The following is an 18615-nucleotide window of genomic DNA, read 5'->3' on the forward strand; positions in this document are numbered from 1 at the left end:
ACGATGAGTTTTCCCTGGGCCAAGCAATACGAACCCACCAATCCGCTGATGAAGTATCTCGATGAGAAGCTTCCTCTGCCGCGCCTCGTCTATAATGCCGTGGGTGCGGGCTATCCGGTGCCGCGCAACCTGAACTACATGTGGAATTTCGGCGTTCTCGCCGGCTTCTGCCTGGTGTTGCAGATCGTTACCGGCGTGGTTTTGGCGATGCATTATGCCGCCAATGACGCGGTGGCCTTCAACTCGGTCGAACACATCATGCGCGACGTGAACTGGGGCTGGCTGATGCGTTATGCGCACGCCAACGGCGCCAGCTTCTTCTTCGTCGTGCTCTACCTGCATATCTTCCGCGGCTTCTATTACAGCTCGTACAAGGCGCCGCGCGAAATGGTGTGGCTGATCGGCGTGGTCATCTTCCTTTTGACCATGGCGACCGCCTTCATGGGCTACGTCCTTCCCTGGGGCCAGATGAGCTTCTGGGGTGCCAAGGTGATCACCGGCCTGTTCGGCGCGATTCCCTTCGTGGGTGAGCCGCTGCAGGTGTGGCTGCTGGGCGGCTATGCGCCCGACAATGCCGCGCTGAACCGCTTCTTCTCCCTGCACTTCCTGCTGCCCTTCGTGATCGCGGGCGTCGTGATCCTGCATATCTGGGCGCTGCACATTCCGGGTTCGAGCAACCCGACCGGCGTGGAAGTGAAGAGCGAAAGCGACACCGTGCCCTTCCACCCGTATTACACGGCAAAGGACGGCTTCGGCCTTGGCGTGGCGCTGCTGGTTTACTGCGCCTTCGTCTTCTTCATGCCGAACGCGCTGGGCCACCCGGACAACTACATCCCGGCCAACCCGCTTTCGACGCCGGCGCATATCGTGCCCGAATGGTATTTCTACCCGTTCTACGCGATCCTGCGCGCCTTCACCTTCGACTTCATCCTGCCGGCCAAGCTGTGGGGCGTGCTGGCGATGTTCGCCGCCATCCTGGTGTGGTTCTTCCTGCCCTGGCTGGACAAGTCGCCGGTGCGTTCGGGCAATTACCGCCCGATGTTCCGCAAGTTCTTCTGGTTCGGCCTGATCCCGACGATGGCCGCGCTGTTCTATCTCGGCGGCGCGCCGGCTGAAGAACCCTATGTGATGTTCAGCCAGATCTTCACCGCTTATTACTTCCTGCACTTCCTCGTGATCCTTCCGATCGTCTCTTCGATCGAGAAGCCCGAGCCGCTGCCGTTCTCGATTACGGAAGAGGTCCTGGGTTCGGACGATAAGGCAGTGCTGAACAACAAAGCCGAGCCGGCAGCCTGAGCGCGCGGGTTTAGGGGAAAGATACGATGATCCGCCTTGTTGGAATTCTGGTTGGCCTGGGCTTCACCTTCGTGGTGCTGCTATCCTTCGTCATGGGCGCATATAATGCAGCGACCGAGCCTGCCGAAGAGACTGCCGAGCATGCCTTCCACCTCGACCCCAAGCATGTCGAGTTCGAACATGACGGCCTGTTCCCGGCCTGGGACGTGGCTCAGCTGCAGCGCGGCTACCAGGTCTACAAGGAAGTGTGCAGCGCCTGCCACTCGCTGAACCAGGTCGCTTTCCGCAACCTCGAAGAGCTGGGCTATTCCGAAGAGCAGGTGAAGGCCGAAGCCGCCAGCTGGACGGTTCCGGGCATCAACCCCGACACGGGCGAGGCTTCCTCGCGCCCCGGCCTGCCGACCGACGACTTCCCGTCGCCCTATGCCAATAACGTGGCGGCTGCGGCGGCGAACAACAATGCGATTCCGCCGGATCTCTCGCTGCTGACCAAGGCCCGCCATCACGGCCCCGCCTATGTCTATTCGCTGCTGACCGGGTACCAGGAACCTTCGGCCGAGCTGGCCGAGCGCTTCCCCGATTCGCTGCCGGGCACCGGCCTGCATCACAACCCGTATTTCGCCAATCTCAACCTGGCGATGGCTCCGCCGCTGACGGCCGATGGGCAGGTGACCTATGCCGATGGCACTGATGCCACCATCGACCAGATGGCGAAGGACGTAGCGGCGTTCCTGACGTGGACGGCCGAGCCTGCACTGATCGACCGTATCAAGCTGGGCTGGATGGTGATGGGCTTCCTGCTCTTCGCGACCATCCTTGCATGGCTGGCCAAGAAGCAGGTCTGGGCGGACATGAAGCCCAAGCGCAAGGATTGACGGGAAGCGGGAGCAGCGGATTGACGCTTGACCAGATCAAGGCGCTGATCCGCACCGTTCCGGATTTCCCGGCTCCGGGTATCCAGTTTCGCGATATCACCACGCTCATCGCCGATGGACGCGGTCTCGCCTCTGCCATCGACCATCTGGCGGAACGCGTCCCGCAAGGCACGTCAGCCATCGCCGGGATCGAGGCGCGCGGCTTCATTTTCGGCACGGCCCTCGCAACCAAGCTCGGCCTCGGCTTCGTGCCCGTGCGCAAGGCAGGCAAGCTGCCCGTCGAGACCATCGGCTTGGATTACACGCTCGAATATGCCGATGCGCGGATCGAGATCGACCCGTCGCTGGTGAGCGAAGGCGAGCGTATCGTGCTGGTCGACGACCTCATCGCCACGGGCGGCACAGCAACCGCCGCTGCGCAATTGCTGCGCCAGGCCGGCGCCCACTGCGATACCGCCCTCTTCGTGATCGACCTGCCCGAACTGGGCGGGGCCGACCGTCTGCGGGCAGAGGGTGTTGAAAGCCATTCCCTGATCGAATTTGCCGGACACTGATCGCGGCGGTAGGAAAGAAACGCGCACTTACGCGTTGATGCCGTATCGGGTGCTGCGCCAAGCGGGGTGATTGTTCCCGCGTGGCGTATTGGATCGGGAGCTTCATGGAACAACAGGCCATTGTCATCGCCCTGGTGGGCATTCTGGGCATTGGTGCGCAATGGGTGGCCTGGCGCACCGGCTGGCCTGCCATCGTGCTGATGCTGGCGGCCGGTTTCACTGCAGGCCCCTTCCTCGGCATCATCGATCCGCATGAAGCCTTCGGGGATATGCTGGAGCCGATGATCTCCATCGGCGTTGCGCTGATCCTCTTCGAAGGTGGCCTCAGCCTTGATTTCCGCGAATTGCGCAAGTTCGGCGGCGGCGTGTGGCGGCTGGTCGTGTTCGGCGTGCCGCTGGGCTGGCTGTTCGGGTCGCTGGCCGGATATTACGTTGCCGGCCTCGTCTGGCCGGTGGCGATCCTCTTCGCCGGTATCCTGGTGGTGACCGGCCCGACCGTCGTCATCCCCCTGCTGCGCCAGTCCAACGTGCAACAGCGCCCTGCCGCGCTGCTGAAGTGGGAGTCGATCGTCAACGATCCCTTCGGCGCACTGTGCGCGGTGATCGCCTATGAATATTTTCGCTATGTCGGTGAAGGCGCGACCATGTTCGAAATTGTGCCGCCGCTGCTCATCGCGGCGGGCGTTTCGGGCCTGATCGGCTATGCCGCCGCCGCGATGGTCGCTTGGGCCTTCCCGCGCGGCTTTGTGCCCGAATTCCTGAAAGTGCCCGTGCTGCTGGTCGTGGTGATCGGCACCTTCGTGCTGTGCAATCTGATCGAGCATGAGGCCGGCCTCGTCGCCGTCACAGTGATGGGCATTGCCCTTGCGAATATGCATGTCGCCAGCCTGCGCTCGATCCATCCCTTCAAGCAGAACATCGCCGTGCTGCTTGTCTCGGGCATTTTCATCCTGCTGTCCGCCAGCCTGGACTTCGATCAATTGCGCCAGTTCGAGTGGCAGTTCGGTGCCTTCCTGCTCGCGCTGCTCTTCGTGGTGCGTCCGGCCACGGTCCTGCTCAGCCTCCTTTTCAGCGAGGTGCCGTGGAATGAGCGGCTGTTCCTCGCCTGGATCGCACCGCGCGGTATCGTGCTCGTCGCCATCAGCGGCCTGTTCGCGCTGCGCCTGTCGGACCTTGGCTATGGCGACGGGTCGATCCTGATCGGCCTCAGTTTTGCCGTGGTGGTGGCAACCATCGTCGCGCATGGCTTCACCGTGAACCTCGTCGCGCGCTGGCTGAAGGTGAAGGGGGAGAGCCGTCCCGGCCTGCTGATCGTGGGCGCCACGCCATGGACCATTGCGTTGGCGAAGCTGATGCAATCGCTGAAGACGCCCATCATGGTCGTCGACGCCAACTGGGCCCGGCTGAAGCCCGCCCGCGCGGCGGGCATTCCCACCTATCACGGCGAGATCCTCAATGAGGCGACCGAGCATCATCTCGACCTGGCGCCCTTCCAGGTGCTGATCGCGGCGACCGATAACGAGGCCTACAACACGCTCGTCTGCTCCGAATTCGCACCCGAGATCGGCACCGATTCGGTCTACCAGCTGGGCGAAGGCGCCGGTGGCGGTGGCGGCGAGGAGGAGGATCATCGCAAGATCCCCGCATCGCTGCGCGGCCGCGCGCTGTTCGCATCGGGCTTCGGCGTGGCCGACGTCCACCAGCGGCAGATGGACGGCTGGGTGTTCCGCCGCACCAAGCTGTCAGACCAGTTCGATATCGAGGATGCGAGGGAAGTCCTGCCCGAAGCGGCGAACATGCTCCTGCTGCTGCGTCCCAACGGTCAGATGCGCTTCTTTACCCATGCCGCCACGCCCGAACCGCAAGCTGGCGATACGGTGGTGAGCTTCTCCCCGCCGGGCAAGAAACAGGCGGAGGACGCGGGCGAAACGCGCAAGCCGGGCAAGGGCGCCCCCGTTCCACAACCGACATGAGAAGGACAAAAGGGCCGAGCCAATTGCCCTGGAGAGACGCGATGACCAGAATTCCAGCCATCATCCTCAGCGCCACCTCTTTCCTGGCGCTCTCCGCCTGCGAACTGCGCCGTGATGGCGATGCGCCGGTCGATCCGGAGGCGAACGAGGCACCTGGCGATCCGGCGGTGACGCCCACTGCCGAACCCGAACCGGAAGAAACGCCCGCCGTTTCGATCATTCGCGATGAAGCGCCGCCCGCCGATGAGCCGGAGCCGGTCGAGCCACTGACGGTGACCGTACCCTTTGCCGATGGCGGCAATGACATGGATGCGGCGGCGCTGGCCGCCCTACGCGAAGTTCTGGAGAGCGATGCGCTGCGCGAAGGCTGGCCGGTCATTCTGCGCGGCCATACCGACAGCTCGGGCAATGACAGCGCGAACCTGCGCGCCTCGCGCTCACGGGCCGAGGCCGTCGCGGCATGGCTGGTGGAACGCGGCGTGGATGACGACCGCATCACCGTGATCGCATTCGGCGAGCAGAACCCGATCGCGCCCAATGCAAGGCCCGACGGGTCACCCAATGAAGCAGGTCGTGCGCGCAATCGCCGCGTGGATATAGAGATCGCACCGGTCACCTTGCCGCCCGCTGGTGCCGCGAGCGGATCGAACGACGACGCTTGACGAAGGCCCCCGCTCGGTGGCAAGCGGCCATCCGGAGCGGGCGGGTATAGCTTAGTGGTAAAGCCCTAGCCTTCCAAGCTAGTTATGCGGGTTCGATTCCCGCTACCCGCTCCAGCCGCTCACTTGCCCCCATTATTCGCGAAAGTCAGGCGTGCGACGAGGCCGCCCTCTTTCGACGTTAGCTCGAACTCGCAGCCGAGGTCGGCGCAGATTTCGCGCGCGATGGCGAGACCCAGGCCAGAGCCGGGGGTCGCGGGATCGAAGCGGGTGCCGATGTCGCAGGCGCGCGCGATCTGTTCTTCGGTCATGCCGGGCCCGTCATCGGCAATGGTGATCGTCACCGCTCCAGCCGGGTCGCGCGTGTAGGACAGCTGCACCTCTTCCCTCGCCCATTTGCCCGCATTGTCGAGCAGGATGGACAGGAGCTCGGACAGGACGACCGGATCGACAGGCAGGGATATCTCCCCTGCATTCGTCGGCGCGGTGAAGCGGATGTCGGGATGCAGGCGTGTCATCGCTTGCAGGATCGGCCGCGCGAGGGTCGGAAGGACGGACATGCTGCCCGGCAATTTCGCCATTGCGGCTGAGCGGGCGCGGGCCAGTTGGTAGTCGATCTGCTGCTGCATCCGTTCCGACTGTTCCAGCAGGACGCGCGCGGAATCGGCGCATTGGGAATTCTCTGAAAGACGCTCCGCCTCGTCGGTGACCACGGCGAGCGGGGTGCGCAGTGAATGGGCGAGGTTGCCCGCCTGCACCTTGCCGCGCTCCACCAGCGCGCTCGTCTGCGCGATATAGGCGTTGAGGTCGCTTACCAGCGGCGTGATCTCCGCCGGATAGCTGCCCTCCAGCCGGCTTGCCGAACCACCGCGCAGCCGGTTGATCGCAATGCCCAGCCGGTTGAGCGGACGCAGGCCGAAGGAGATGATCGCAAGGCCCGTTGCCAGCAACAGCCCCGCCAGTGCGACCAACCACACCGTCAGCTCACGCGTGAAGGAGGCGATCGCGTTGTCGAGCTCGCTCTGATCGGTGGCGATGACGATGTGGACCTCCTCGCCCGCCGGCCCTTCCTCGATCATGCCATAGGTGATGGCGGGGCCCGTCGGACCATCCTCGACTACATGGGCGATATCGGGCGAATGGGCGACGCGCTGGTCCAGCTCGCCGCGGGTCATGCTTTCCGACTTGAGCGTTGTGCGATCGGGAATGCTGACCTGCCAGTAAAAGCCCGACAGCGGCACTTCATAGCGCGGGTCGGACAGTGGGCGGCTGAGCATCGGAACGCCGTCGGGACCGATTTCGGTCAGCCGCGCCAGCTCGCGCACATGAACTTCCAGCTCCTCATGATAGCTCTCCTCGATGTGGCGGGAGAAGACCTGCGTGGCGGTGAACCAGATGCCGAGGATGCCCAGGCTCACCCACAGGCCGATCGCCAGCATGAAGCGCAGCCGCAAGCTGCCGAACGGGGGGAGCGGGCGGCTCATGGCTCCAGCCTGTAACCGAGGCCGCGCTGCGTGGTGATACGCTCGCGCCCGATCTTGCGGCGCAACCGGCCGACCAGCACCTCGACCGTGTTGAGTTCGCGCTCCGCCTCGAGGTCGTAGAGGTCTTCAAGGATATCCGCTTGCGACAGCACCTGCCCCGCGCGGCGCATGAAGAGGTGCAGCAGGGCGAATTCCTTGCGGCTGAGTGCCAGCGGCTCGCCATCGTCTTCGGCGATATGGGTAACGGGATCGAGCGAGAGCGAGCCGACGCGCAGCACGCTTTCGCGCTTGCCCATATGGCGGCGGAACTGGGCGTTGAGGCGGGCCTGCAATTCCTCGAACCGCACGGGTTTGACCACGAAGTCGTCGGCGCCGGCATTGAGGCCCTCCACCTTGTCCTGCCAGCTCCCGCGTGCTGTCAGGATTAGGATCGGGCAATCGACTCCTTTGGCGCGCCACTGCCGTAGCAGGTCGATGCCGTTCCCATCGGGCAGGCCGAGATCGAGCACCACGGCGGCCATCTTGTCCAGATCGGGCCAGTCCTCCGCCTCCTCGCGCGTGGTGGCAAGATCGACGGCGTAATCGGCGCTGCGCAGGCGATCGCTCAGCCGGCGGCCGAGTTCGGGATCGTCTTCTACCAGCAGCAAGCGCATGGTTCGCCTTAGCAAATGGAGGGTCAGGAGCGTCCTGATGCAGGGTGAAACTGACAAGAAGCTGGCAAACTGACAAGTTGTTGTCAGCTTGAGGGCGCATCTTTCCAGCCCATGACGATGCGACCCCATGCCTTGCTGGCCCCCGGCCTCCTGCTGCTCGGCCTTGCCGCCTGTTCGGGTGGCGAGGAAACGACCGTTCCCGCCGGTGAAGAGGCTGGACCGGACTTGTCGGGCCTTGCCATCGAGACTGCCGAAGCGCGGGCGACTCAGGGCGTGCCGCTCGGAACGGTGCCCGGGCAAGTCTCGCTTCCCCCCGAAGCGCGCGTGGCGGTGACCCCGCCTTTCCCCGGCGCGGCGATCCGCGTCTATGTGATCGAGGGGCAGGCCGTGTCCCGCGGCGCTCCGCTGGCGCTGGTTCGCGCGGCTGAGCCGGTCAGCATCTCCGCCGACCTCGCCCGTGCCCGCTCGCAAGTGGGGCTGGCAGAGGCGCGCTCCACCCGGATGGAACAGCTCGCCAGCGAAGGAATTATCGCGCAGGCCCGCGCGGACGAGGCCGCCGCCGAGTTGCAGCAGGCCCGCGCCACTCTGGCTGAGGCGCAGCGCATGGCCGCCATCTCCGGCACCGGTCCCGATGGCTCGATGACCTTGCGCTCCCCCATTTCAGGCCGAGTGGCCCATGTCGGCGTCGAGACCGGCGGTCCGGTCGATGGCATGGAGGCACCCTTCGTGATCGAAGCGGGCGGCCCCTTCCGGATCGACCTGCAATTGCCCGAGAGGCTGGCGCGGCAGGTCCGCCCCGGCATGGCAGTGGAAGTGCAGCTGCCGACTGGCGTCGACGGGCAGACCATGCCGGTGGGCGGGCAAATCCTCTCGGTCGCTCCCTCCATCGACCCGCAGACCCGCTCAGTCATGGCCAAGGCCAGTATTGGCGCGGCACCGGGGCTCGTCTCGGGCCAGAACGTGATGGTCACGATCAGCGGCAGCGGTGACGGTACCGGCGTTTCAGTTCCCTCCACGGCTGTGACGCGCATTGGCGGGGAGGATCATGTCTTCGTCCGCCATGGCGAGAGCTTCATGCCCCGCGCCGTGCAGGTCGTAGCCAATGCGGGCGGCGAGGCGGTGATCGCCGAAGGGCTTGTCGCGGGCGAGGTGGTTGCCACCAGCGCCATCACCGAGCTCAAGGCCGCTTCGGCGGAGTAGGGCGGCATGCTGCGCATCCTTATCGAAAAGGCGCTGTCGCTGCGCCTTGGCGTCATCGCCCTGGCGGTGCTCCTCGCAGGCCTTGGCGCATGGTCCTTCGCGCGGCTGCCCATTGATGCCTTTCCGGACATCAGCTCGACCCAGGTAAAGATCATCCTGCGCGCGCCGGGCATGACGCCCGAGGAAGTGGAAAGCCGCGTCATCACGCCGATCGAGATGGAAATGCTCGGCATTCCCGACCAGACGGTGCTGCGCTCGGTCGCCAAATACGCGATTGCCGATGTCACCATCGACTTCGCCGACGGGACCGACATCTACTGGGCGCGCACCCAGGTGGCGGAGCGGCTGAATTCGGTGATGGGCGACCTGCCCGAAACGGTGGAAGGCGGCATGGCGCCGATCTCCACCCCGCTATCCGACATGTACATGTTCACGCTCGAAGGGCCGCAGGACCTTGCCGAAAAGCGTCGCGTGCTCGACTGGATCATCCGGCCTGCATTGCGCACTGTTCCGGGTGTTGCGGACGTCAACGCGCTGGGCGGTTTCGTCGAAACCTTCGAGGTCGCGCCCGATAATGGCGCGCTGGCGGCGGCCGGCCTCTCGACCGCGGATCTCGCCGCAGCGATAGAGGCGGACAACCGCAATGACGGTGCGGGCCGCCTGACCACGGGCGAGGAAGCGCTGATCGTCCGTTCGACCGGAGCGATTGCCACGCTGGATGACCTCTCCAACACCGTGGTGCGCACCGATGGCGGCGCAGTGATCCGGCTGGGCGACGTGGCCGATGTGCGCAGCGGCAGCCTCACCCGCTATGGCGCGGTGACGCGCAACGGCACGGGCGAGGCGGTGGAAGGTCTCGTCATAGGATTGCGCGGCGCGGATGCCTCGCAAGTCGTCGCCGGTGTGGTTGAACGGCTGGACGAGATCGCGCCGAGCTTGCCCGAAGGTATGGAAGTCGAGGTCTTCTATGACCGGTCCGACCTGATTTCCCGCGCCGTGGGAACGGTGGAAAGGGCGCTGCTGGAGGCGACCGTGCTCGTCGTCATCCTGCTGCTGCTCTTCCTCGGCGACTTCCGCGCCTCGGTGATCGTCGCGCTGGCGCTGCCCATGGCGGCGCTGCTGACCTTCATTTTCATGCGCGCGATCGGTCTTACCGCGAACCTGATGAGCCTCGGCGGCCTCGCCATTGCCGTCGGCATGCTGGTCGATGGTGCGGTGGTGGTGGTCGAGAATGTAGTCGAGCGCCTGTCCGACCCGGCGCACAAGGCGGGCAGCAAGTTGCGCAATGTCGCCGCCGCCACGATCGAAGTGGCGAAGCCGGTGGCGTCGGGTCTTGCCATCATCGCCATCGTCTTCCTGCCGCTGCTCACGCTGGAGGGGCTGGAAGGCAAGCTTTTCTCCCCCGTCGCGCTGACCATCGTGCTGTCGCTGCTTTCCGCCCTGCTGCTCTCGCTGACGCTGATCCCGGTGGTCGCGCTCTATCTGCTCAAGGTGAAGGAGGGCGAGCACGAGCCATGGCTGATGCGCCAGCTTTCCCCGCGCTATTCGCGGCTGCTGGCGGGCGCTTTTGCGAGGAAGAGGCTGGTCTTTGCCATTGCCGCCGTCTCGCTGGTGGCGACGGGGTTCGCCTATACGATGACGGGCAAGACTTTCCTGCCGGTGATGGATGAAGGCTCGGTGGTGATGCAGCTCGCCAAGCTGCCCTCGGTCTCGCTGGAGCACTCGGTCGAAGGCGACCTCGCCATCGAGCGCGCGATCATGGAGGACGTGCCGGAAGTTGAGGCGATCATCGCCCGCGTCGGTTCGGACGAGATCGGCCTCGATCCGATGGGCCTCAATGAAAGCGATGCCTTCCTGCAATTGAAACCGCGCGACGAATGGCGCGTGGCGGACAAGGAATGGCTGGTCGACCAGTTGCGCGGCGTTCTCGAGCGCTTCCCCGGTATCGAGCCGAGCTTCACCCAGCCGATCGACATGCGCACGTCCGAAATGCTCACTGGCGCGCGCGGAGACCTCGCGCTCAAGCTCTTCGGCAGCGATCTCGACGAACTCTCGCGGTTGGCGGGCGAGATTCAGGCGCGGCTGGAGACGATCGAGGGTACGAGCGAGGCGATGACCGTCGCCAATGACACGGTCGATTACATGCAGCTCGATATCGACCGGGTGGCGGCGGGCCGGCTCGGCATGCCGGTGACCGAATTGCAGGACATGATGCGTGCGCAGGTCGAAGGCATGCGCGCGGGCGTGGTTGCCGAGGGCAATCGCCGCATTCCCATCGTGGTGAGAGGCGAGGGGCGCATGGCCGATACGCCGCAAGCCTTTGCCGACCAGCTCTACCAATCGCCGTCGGGCCAACTGGTGCGCGCCAGCGATGTCGCCGGCGTGTCTCTGACCGCGGGGCCGGTGAAGCTGGAGCACGAAAACGGCTCGCGCTTCGCCCTCGTGCAGGCCTTCGTGACGGGCCGCGACCTTGTCGGCTATGTCGAGGAAGCGCGCGCCGATATTGCCGAAAACGTTCCGCTTCCGGCGGGCTATCGCCTCGAATGGGGCGGTCAGTTCGAGAATCAGCAACGCGCCAGTGCGAGGCTGGGGATCGTCCTGCCGGTCAGCGTGCTGCTGATCTTCGCCATCCTCTATTTCACCCTGCAGAGCCTGCGCGCCTCGGTGCTGATCCTGCTCAACATCCCCTTCGCCATGGTCGGCGGGATGATCGCGCTGGCATTGTCGGGGGAGTATCTTTCGGTTCCCGCCTCGGTCGGCTTCATCGCCCTGTTCGGCATTGCGGTGCTCAACGGGCTGGTGATGGTGACCTATATCCGCCAGCTGCGCGAGAAGGGCCTAACGCTGGCCGAAGCGGTTCGACAGGGGGCAGAGCGTCGACTGAGGCCGGTGCTGATGACCGCCAGCATTGCCGCCTTCGGCCTTGTCCCGCTGCTCTTCGCAACCGGGCCTGGGTCGGAGATCCAGAAGCCGCTCGCCATCGTGGTTGTCGGCGGGCTGGTTTCGGCGACGCTTCTCACGCTCATCCTGCTGCCCATCCTCTACGAACGTTTCGGCGAGGGGAAGGCGGATCGCGAGAAGCACCGCGTGGAAGGGGAGGGCTTCGTATGAGGAAGCTCGCCCTCTCGCCCCTCCTGCTTGCCCTTGCCGCACCCGTGGCCGCCGAACCCGGCCTGCCGGACGAAGCATCGGTGGCCGGCGCGCTGGATGCACACCCTTCCGTCTTGGCGGCGCGCGAGCGGGTCGGTGCTGCGCGGGCCGGGGCCGATGCGCGCGCTGTGGGGCCGCATGAGCTGACCTTCACCGGCAGCTACACGCGCCGCAATATCGACCTCGAGGGCGATTTCGACGAATTCGACGCGCAGCTGACCCGTGCTTTCCGCCTTCCCGGCAAGGCACGGCTCGATCGCGCGATCGGTACGCACCAGGTCGATGCGGCGGAGAACATGGCCGAGGATGCGCGGCACCAGGCTGCCCTGATCCTCGCCCGGCATTGGTGGGACTGGCTGGAGGCTTCCGCCGCCGCGCGGGTGGATGAGCGTGCGGTCGCCAATTACCGGTCGGCACTCAATGCCGTTCGCCGGCGGGAGGAGCTGGGCGATGCCTCGCTGCTGGAAGTCGACCAGGCGGAAGCGGCGCTGGGTTCCGCGCGCGTGCTGGCCGAGCAATCGGCAGGCGAGGCGCAGGTCGCCCGCTCAAGGCTGCAGACGCATTTCCCCTCGCTCGCCATTCCGGTGGAAGCGCCCGAAGTCCCTGCGCCCGATGCCGAACCGGATTCGCTCGACCGCTATCGTGACCTCGTGATCGCCAATAGCCACGAGATTGCCGCTGCCGAAGCACAGGCGCGCGCCATGGGTTCCTATGCCGAGCGCACGCGGATGGATCGCATTGCCGACCCCTCCTTCGGAGTGCGGCTGTTCTCCGAACGCAGCGGGGCTGAGCGCGGCGCGGGTCTCGTCTTCTCCATCCCGCTCGGCGGCAGGCATCGCGGCGCGCTGGCGGACCAGGCTGCGGCGGAGGCTGGCGCGGCTTCGGCCGATGCCGCCCTGGCCCGCTTCACCGTCCTCGAAACCGCCGAAACCGACCTCGCCGAAGCGCGCCTGCGCCTGTCATCCTGGCAGCGCGCGCGCGAGGCGCTGGATGCGCAAATGTCTGCCCTGCTGCGGCAACGGCGCGGTCACGAACTCGGCGAGATCGACCTCGCCGACCTGCTTCTGGCGGAACGGATGACGCATGAGTCCTTCCGCACCGAAGCCGTTGCCCGCGCGGCGGCCCAGCGCGCGGTCACGCAACTGCGTATCGACAGCCACGAACTCTGGCTGGCCGACTAGCGCTCGCCTCAGGGCTTGAACCGCGCCCCGCGAATATGGGTGAAGCGGTCGTGCACAGGATCGACCTCATACATGGCGATGGTCTCGACCACCCGCTTGTCGCCTGCTTTCGTCGGCCAGATTTCGAAGTCGAGCCAGTCCTTGAATGTCTCGAAAGTGGTCCGGCAATGCATGGCGATGCGCGTGGGGGTGACGATCACGTCCAGCGGCTCGACCACCTCGGTGATATGCGCCTTCACCTCGCGATAGAAAGCGAAGATGCTTTCGCGCCCCTCGATCCGCTTCGCCGATCCCAGTTCGAACACCACGTCATCGGCGTAGAAGCGGGTAAATCCCTCGAAATCATTGCCGTTGAATGCAGCGATATAAGCGTGGAAATTTTCCTCGGTCATGCAGCTTCCCCTTCCACATGCATATTATCGATCAGTCGCGTCGTGCCGATACGCGCGGCCACCAGCAGGCGCGCCGGAGCAGTCGGTGCACTCAACAGAGGTGTGAGGCTGTCGGCATCGGCCAGCGTTGCATAATCGATGGAGGCAAAGCCTGCACTCACCAATTCAGATTGCAGCCAGCCGAGCGTGGCGGGCACGTCCTTGCCTGCCTCGATCCGTTCGATCGCCTCGCGCATGGTCTGGCTGAGCCGTGCAGCGGAGGCGCGCTCCTCGGGCGAGAGATAGGCGTTGCGGCTGCTCATCGCGAGGCCGTCCGCCTCGCGCACGGTGGGCACGCCGATGATATTGCCGGCAAGCGGGAAGGCGAGGTCGAGGTCGCGCGCCATGCGGCGGATCACCGCCAGTTGCTGCCAGTCCTTCTCCCCGAACAGCGCGACATCGGGGCGCACCTGGTTGAACAGCTTGCACACCACCGTCGCCACTCCGTCGAAATGGCCGGGGCGCGAAGCACCGCACAGGCCTTCGCTGACGCCGGAGACGGAGATACTGGTGGCGAAGCCTGCGGGATACATAGCCGCCACATCGGGCGCCCACAGCAGCGCGGTGCCTTCGCTTTCAAGCTTCGCCTGGTCCTCCGCCAGCTGGCGCGGATAGGCGTCCAGATCCTCGTTCGGGCCGAATTGCGTGGGATTTACGAAGATCGAGGCAACGACATGGTCGGCATGCCGTTTCGCCTCGCGCACCAGCGTCAAATGCCCTTCGTGCAGCGCGCCCATGGTCGGAACCATGGCAATCGTGCCGCTTTGGCGCAGCTCATCCACAGTTTCCCGCAAGGTTTGCAGGTCGCTAACGGTTTCCACGCGGCTTCCCCTCCGATACTATCCGCAAGACAGCAGCCTAGCCGCGTCCATTAGCCAGAGAAAGCCTCCACGCACGTGACCGCATCCGCCGCCCACCGCATCGTCTTCGCCAATGAAAAGGGCGGGACGGGCAAATCCACCACCGCCGTGCATGTCGCGGTGGCGCTCACCTATCAGGGCGCGAAAGTGGCGGCGATCGATCTCGATACGCGGCAGGCGACGATGAGCCGCTATATCGAGAACCGGGAGGAAACGCGCGCGCGGCGCGCAATCGACCTGCCCGGCCCGGAATGCGAGATCTTTCGCGGCGAGACCGTTGAGGAACTGGAAGCGCAGGCCGCGCGTCTTTCCGAAGATGCCGATTTCATCATCTTTGATACGCCCGGGCGCGACGATCCCTTTGCGCGCCATGTGGCGACCGAGGCGGATACGCTGGTGACGCCGATGAATGACAGCTTCGTCGATTTCGACCTGATCGGACAGGTCGAAGCCGAAACCTTCAAGGTGCGCCGCCTGTCCTTCTATGCCGAGCTGATCTGGGAAGCACGGCTGAAGCGCAGCCGCGCGACGATCGAGCAGCACCGGCGCGAGATGGACTGGGTGGTGGTCAGGAACCGCACCGGCCATACCGATGCGCGCAACCAGCGCCGCATCGACCAGGCGCTGACCGAGCTATCGAAGCGCGTGGGCTTCCGCGTCTCGCATGGCCTGTCCGAACGCGTGATCTATCGCGAGCTGTTCCCTTCCGGCCTCACCCTGCTCGACAAGGGGCACCTGGGCGAACTCGGCACCAGCCACCTCGTCGCGCGGCAGGAATTGCGCAGCCTTGTCGCCCATCTCAACCTGCCCATGGCGGGACGAAAGGCCGATAAAGCCGCCTGACATGCTGATCCGCCTCCTGATCCTCGCCGGCATCGTGTGCTTCTTCTACAAGATGATCCGCGGGCGATGGCCGTGGGAAAAGGCGGTATCGACGCGGCAGCAGGCGATCTTCCGCGCGCGCCGATTGCTGGGTGTGGAAGCGCGCGCCAACAGAACTGACATCATAGCCGCGCATAAGCGGCTGGTCGCGATGGTCCATCCCGACAAGGGCGGGACCAATGAGCAGGTGCACGAGGCGAATGCCGCGCGTGACCTGTTGTTCGACGAATTGCCCGACGGGCGACCAGATTAGGCAGGAGTTTGCATGACCCACCAGTTCCACCCTACCGTATTGCGAGAATACGATATTCGCGGGATCATCGGCGAAACGCTGGGCGCGGAGGATGCGCGCGCCATCGGCCGCGGTTTCGGCACGCTGATCGCGCGGGCCGGGGGCAAGAAGGTGGCGGTCGGTTATGACGGGCGCGTCAGTTCGCCGATGCTGGAGCACGCATTGGTCGAAGGGCTGAATGCCAGCGGCGTCGATGTGCGCCGGGTCGGCATGGGGCCCACGCCCATGCTCTATTATGCCGAGGCTTCAGCCGAAGAGGTGGACGGCGGCATTCAGATAACCGGCAGCCACAATCCCGCCAACTATAATGGCTTCAAGATGGTATTTCGCGGGCGTCCCTTCTTCGGCGCCGACATCCTCAAGCTGGGCGAGATGGCGGCGGCGGGCGACTGGGATGACGGGGTCGGCGGGGTCGAGGACGTAGACATCCTCGATGCTTATATCGACCGCCTGCTCGAGGGGCTCGACGGTATCGATCCCCAGGTCCTGTCCGGTCTGAAGGTGGGGTGGGATGCAGGCAATGGTGCTGCCGGTCCCGCGCTGGAAAAGCTGGCTGCGCGCCTGCCCGGCGAGCATCACCTGCTGTTTACCGAAGTCGATGGCGAATTTCCCAATCATCATCCTGATCCTACTGTCGAGGAAAACCTTGCGGACTTGCGAAAGCTTGTCTCCGTAAAATCCCTCGATTTTGGAGTGGCTTTCGATGGTGACGGCGACCGGATCGGCGCGATCGACGGGGAGGGCAGGGTCATATGGGGCGACCAGCTGCTGATGATCTATGCGGAAGACCTCTTACGGGTTTCCCCGGGGGTGACGATCATCGCCGATGTGAAGGCCAGCCGCGCGCTGTTCGACCATGTATCGGTCTGTGGCGGCACCCCGCTGATGTGGAAGACGGGGCACTCGCTGATTAAATCCAAAATGAAGGAAGTTTCCTCGCCTTTGGCCGGGGAAATGAGCGGACACGTGTTTTTTGCCGACACCTATTACGGTTTCGACGATGCGCTCTATGCCGGGATTCGCCTGATCGCTGCCGCCGCGCGGCTGGGCAAATCGGTGACCGAGCTGCGCGGTGCGATGCCCGCCATGCTCAACACGCCCGAGATGCGCTTCCAGGTGGATGAGAGCCGCAAGTTCGCCGCGATCGACGAGGTGAAGAAGCGGCTGGCGAACAGCACGGACGAGGTGAATTCCACCGATGGCGTGCGCGTCACCAATGACGATGGCTGGTGGCTGCTGCGCGCTTCCAACACGCAGGACGTGCTGGTTGCCCGCGCTGAAAGCGACAGCCAGGAAGGGCTCGACCGCCTGCTGGCGCAGATCGACGAGCAGCTCGGTCTTTCGGGGCTGGAGCGTGGCCCGCAGGCTGGGCATTGAGCGGTTGAGAGGAACAGGGAAATGAAGCGCATCCTTTTTGCAATCGCTGCGCCTGTCGCGCTGGCCACCGCGCCGGCACCCGCCTTGGCGCAGGACAGTGCCGGCGATGCCGAGATGCAGCAATTGTCCGCCATGTTCTCGCAAATGTTCACTGCGGAACCGCTGACGGCTGAGCAGGAGGCTCGCCTGCCGCTTGCGACCGAGCTGGTTGTGCAAGTCATGCCGGAAGGCTTCTATGGCCGCATGATGGAAGACATGCTGGGCGGCATTCTCGATCCGCTCATGTCGATGATGCCAGAAACCATGCCTGCGGGCGAGATCGCGGCGTATCTCGGCCAGCCTGTCGACGTGGTCGAGGCGATGGATGAAGGCGAGCGGCAGGCCATCGCCGCCATGATCGATCCGCAATATGGCGCGCGGCTCGATGCGGGCATGGATTACATGATGGGCGAACTGGTGAAGCAGCTCGTGGCGTTCGAGCCCTATATGCGCGACGGACTTTCGCGCGCCTATGCCGCGCGTTTCACCCAGCCGCAGCTGGAGGATATCGCCGCCTTCTTCGCCACCGAAACCGGCTCGCTCTATGCCACCGAAAGCATGATGGTCTTCACCGATCCACAAGTCATGTCGGCTTCCATGCAGGCCATGCCGATGATGCTGGAAGACATGCCGCGCATCATGGGCGAAATGGAGCAGATGATGTCTGCCGCAGGGCAGGCGCGCGGATTTGGCGATCTGTCCCAGCAGGAGCGGGAGCGGATCGCCAACGCACTGAGCATCAGCGTTGCCGAGCTTCGCAAGGGCATGGAGCAGGCTTCGGCGAAGTGAGCGTTCCGGCACTGCGACGCGACAGGCGATGAACGCGCGCCTTCACTCCTATTGCCAGCGTATCGGGCTCGACGCCCCGCCCCCGCCGACGCCCGAGGGCTTGGACAAGGTGCAGGCAGCGCACAGGCAGGCGATCACCTTCGAGAATATCGACGTGCTGCTCGGCAAGCCCATCGCGATCGATGGCGACGCGGCCTTCGCCAAGCTGGTGGAGCGTGGGCGCGGCGGATACTGCTTCGAACAGAACCGCCTCTATGCGGACATGCTGGCGGCGATCGGCATCGCCACGCGCCCGCTGCTCGCCCGACCGCGCCTTGCCATTCCCGAAGGCATGATCCCGCCGCGCACCCATGTGCTGCTATTGGCGGAGTTCTCCGGTGAGCCGTGGATCGCCGATGCCGGTTTCGGCGGCTCCTATGTCCCGCCCCTGCCGTTGCAGGATGGAGCGGTGACCACCACCGGAGACGGTGCGCGCCATCGACTGCGGCGGATTTTCCGGCCCGATGGCGAATGGGTGCTGGAGCGTGCCGGATCGCGGGCGAGCACAGATGGACGCGCTCTCGACCATGCCGATTGGCAGGCGCAATACACATTCGACCTGGCGCATGTGGAGGCAGCCGACCTCGAACAAGCCAATCACTGGACCGCAAACTGGCCGCAATCGCGCTTCCGCCTGCAACCCATCGTCAGCCTGGTCCTGCCCGATGGCTTCATGGCGCTCTCCGGCCGGTCGCTCTCCATCGCCCGCGGTGGCGAGGCGGAGAAGCGGGAGATCGCCTCGGATGCCGAGTGGCGCGAAGTGATGCAGTCGCATTTCGGCATCGCGCTCACGGAGGACGACGTCGCGCGCATCGCGCCGTAGCGTTTGGGGATACGCGCGCGCATTCCGGCGTTGGTGAGCGGGGCGGGGGTCTGGTAAT

At 65.0% G+C, this 18615-nt stretch carries 17 protein-coding genes and 1 tRNA gene; 14 read left to right on the plus strand and 4 right to left on the minus strand.

Annotated features, from left to right (window positions below; all coding sequences use genetic code 11):
* The first annotated feature begins 3 nt into the window (after positions 1 to 3).
* From E5222_RS16090 to E5222_RS16115, 6 genes are all read left to right on the plus strand, one after another.
* On the plus strand, positions 4 to 1296 hold the full coding sequence (locus tag E5222_RS16090) for a cytochrome b (protein ID WP_136694801.1): 1293 nt from the start codon (positions 4 to 6) through the stop codon (positions 1294 to 1296).
* A gap of 26 nt (positions 1297 to 1322) precedes the next feature.
* Entirely contained in the window at positions 1323 to 2171 is an 849-nt protein-coding gene (locus tag E5222_RS16095) for a cytochrome c1 (protein ID WP_136694802.1), read from the plus strand.
* 20 nt (positions 2172 to 2191) lie between these two features.
* Positions 2192 to 2725, plus strand: coding sequence for an adenine phosphoribosyltransferase (locus tag E5222_RS16100; RefSeq protein WP_136694803.1), 534 nt, complete (start codon positions 2192 to 2194; stop codon positions 2723 to 2725).
* 104 nt (positions 2726 to 2829) lie between these two features.
* Positions 2830 to 4698, plus strand: a complete 1869-nt coding sequence (locus E5222_RS16105; protein WP_136694804.1) for a cation:proton antiporter — start codon at positions 2830 to 2832, stop codon at positions 4696 to 4698.
* A gap of 41 nt (positions 4699 to 4739) precedes the next feature.
* The gene (locus E5222_RS16110; RefSeq protein WP_169053636.1) at positions 4740 to 5360 is read left to right on the plus strand and encodes an OmpA family protein; all 621 of its coding nucleotides are present in this window, start codon (positions 4740 to 4742) and stop codon (positions 5358 to 5360) included.
* Between the two features lie 40 nt (positions 5361 to 5400).
* Positions 5401 to 5474, plus strand: a tRNA-Gly gene (locus tag E5222_RS16115).
* A gap of 5 nt (positions 5475 to 5479) precedes the next feature.
* On the opposite strand, the gene E5222_RS16120 is transcribed toward E5222_RS16115, so the two are convergent.
* Both E5222_RS16120 and E5222_RS16125 read right to left on the minus strand, forming a co-directional pair.
* Positions 5480 to 6841, minus strand: coding sequence for a sensor histidine kinase (locus tag E5222_RS16120; RefSeq protein WP_136694806.1), 1362 nt, complete (start codon positions 6839 to 6841; stop codon positions 5480 to 5482).
* Complete coding sequence (locus E5222_RS16125) at positions 6838 to 7494, minus strand: response regulator (RefSeq protein WP_136694807.1); 657 nt, start codon at positions 7492 to 7494, stop codon at positions 6838 to 6840. Before E5222_RS16125 ends, E5222_RS16120 begins: the two co-directional genes overlap by 4 nt.
* Before the next feature lie 111 nt (positions 7495 to 7605).
* On the opposite strand from E5222_RS16125, the gene E5222_RS16130 reads away from it, so the two are divergent.
* The 3 genes from E5222_RS16130 to E5222_RS16140 are packed head-to-tail and all read left to right on the plus strand — an operon-like array spanning position 7606 to position 13025.
* On the plus strand, positions 7606 to 8694 hold the full coding sequence (locus E5222_RS16130) for an efflux RND transporter periplasmic adaptor subunit (protein WP_136694808.1): 1089 nt from the start codon (positions 7606 to 7608) through the stop codon (positions 8692 to 8694).
* A 6-nt stretch (positions 8695 to 8700) separates the two neighbouring features.
* The gene (locus tag E5222_RS16135; protein WP_136694809.1) at positions 8701 to 11805 is read left to right on the plus strand and encodes an efflux RND transporter permease subunit; all 3105 of its coding nucleotides are present in this window, start codon (positions 8701 to 8703) and stop codon (positions 11803 to 11805) included.
* Positions 11802 to 13025, plus strand: coding sequence for a TolC family protein (locus tag E5222_RS16140; protein WP_136694810.1), 1224 nt, complete (start codon positions 11802 to 11804; stop codon positions 13023 to 13025). Before E5222_RS16135 ends, E5222_RS16140 begins: the two co-directional genes overlap by 4 nt.
* Positions 13026 to 13033: 8 nt before the next feature.
* Here E5222_RS16140 and E5222_RS16145 read toward each other — a convergent pair whose 3' ends face one another.
* Entirely contained in the window at positions 13034 to 13417 is a 384-nt protein-coding gene (locus E5222_RS16145) for a nuclear transport factor 2 family protein (RefSeq protein WP_136694811.1), read from the minus strand.
* Positions 13414 to 14277, minus strand: a complete 864-nt coding sequence (gene panC / locus E5222_RS16150) for a pantoate--beta-alanine ligase (protein ID WP_136694812.1) — start codon at positions 14275 to 14277, stop codon at positions 13414 to 13416. The genes E5222_RS16145 and panC overlap by 4 nt, the downstream gene beginning before the upstream one ends.
* 75 nt (positions 14278 to 14352) lie before the next feature.
* On the opposite strand from panC, the gene E5222_RS16155 reads away from it, so the two are divergent.
* Genes E5222_RS16155 through E5222_RS16175 form a run of 5 tightly spaced genes read left to right on the plus strand, consistent with a single transcriptional unit; the run spans position 14353 to position 18557 of the window.
* The gene (locus tag E5222_RS16155) at positions 14353 to 15159 is read left to right on the plus strand and encodes a division plane positioning ATPase MipZ (protein ID WP_136694813.1); all 807 of its coding nucleotides are present in this window, start codon (positions 14353 to 14355) and stop codon (positions 15157 to 15159) included.
* A 1-nt stretch (position 15160) separates the two neighbouring features.
* Positions 15161 to 15451 (plus strand): J domain-containing protein, encoded by a 291-nt coding sequence (locus E5222_RS16160; RefSeq protein WP_342773191.1) that lies wholly within the window; start codon positions 15161 to 15163, stop codon positions 15449 to 15451.
* A 12-nt stretch (positions 15452 to 15463) separates the two neighbouring features.
* Positions 15464 to 16867 (plus strand): phosphoglucomutase/phosphomannomutase PgmG, encoded by a 1404-nt coding sequence (gene pgmG / locus E5222_RS16165; RefSeq protein ID WP_136694814.1) that lies wholly within the window; start codon positions 15464 to 15466, stop codon positions 16865 to 16867.
* A 21-nt stretch (positions 16868 to 16888) separates the two neighbouring features.
* A complete protein-coding gene (locus tag E5222_RS16170; RefSeq protein WP_136694815.1) occupies positions 16889 to 17695 on the plus strand; it encodes a DUF2059 domain-containing protein in 807 nt (268 codons plus the stop codon).
* A 28-nt stretch (positions 17696 to 17723) separates the two neighbouring features.
* Positions 17724 to 18557, plus strand: a complete 834-nt coding sequence (locus E5222_RS16175) for an arylamine N-acetyltransferase family protein (protein ID WP_136694816.1) — start codon at positions 17724 to 17726, stop codon at positions 18555 to 18557.
* The last annotated feature ends 58 nt before the right edge of the window (positions 18558 to 18615 follow it).

It is taken from the genome of Alteraurantiacibacter aquimixticola (assembly GCF_004965515.1).
Classification (GTDB): domain Bacteria; phylum Pseudomonadota; class Alphaproteobacteria; order Sphingomonadales; family Sphingomonadaceae; genus Alteraurantiacibacter; species Alteraurantiacibacter aquimixticola.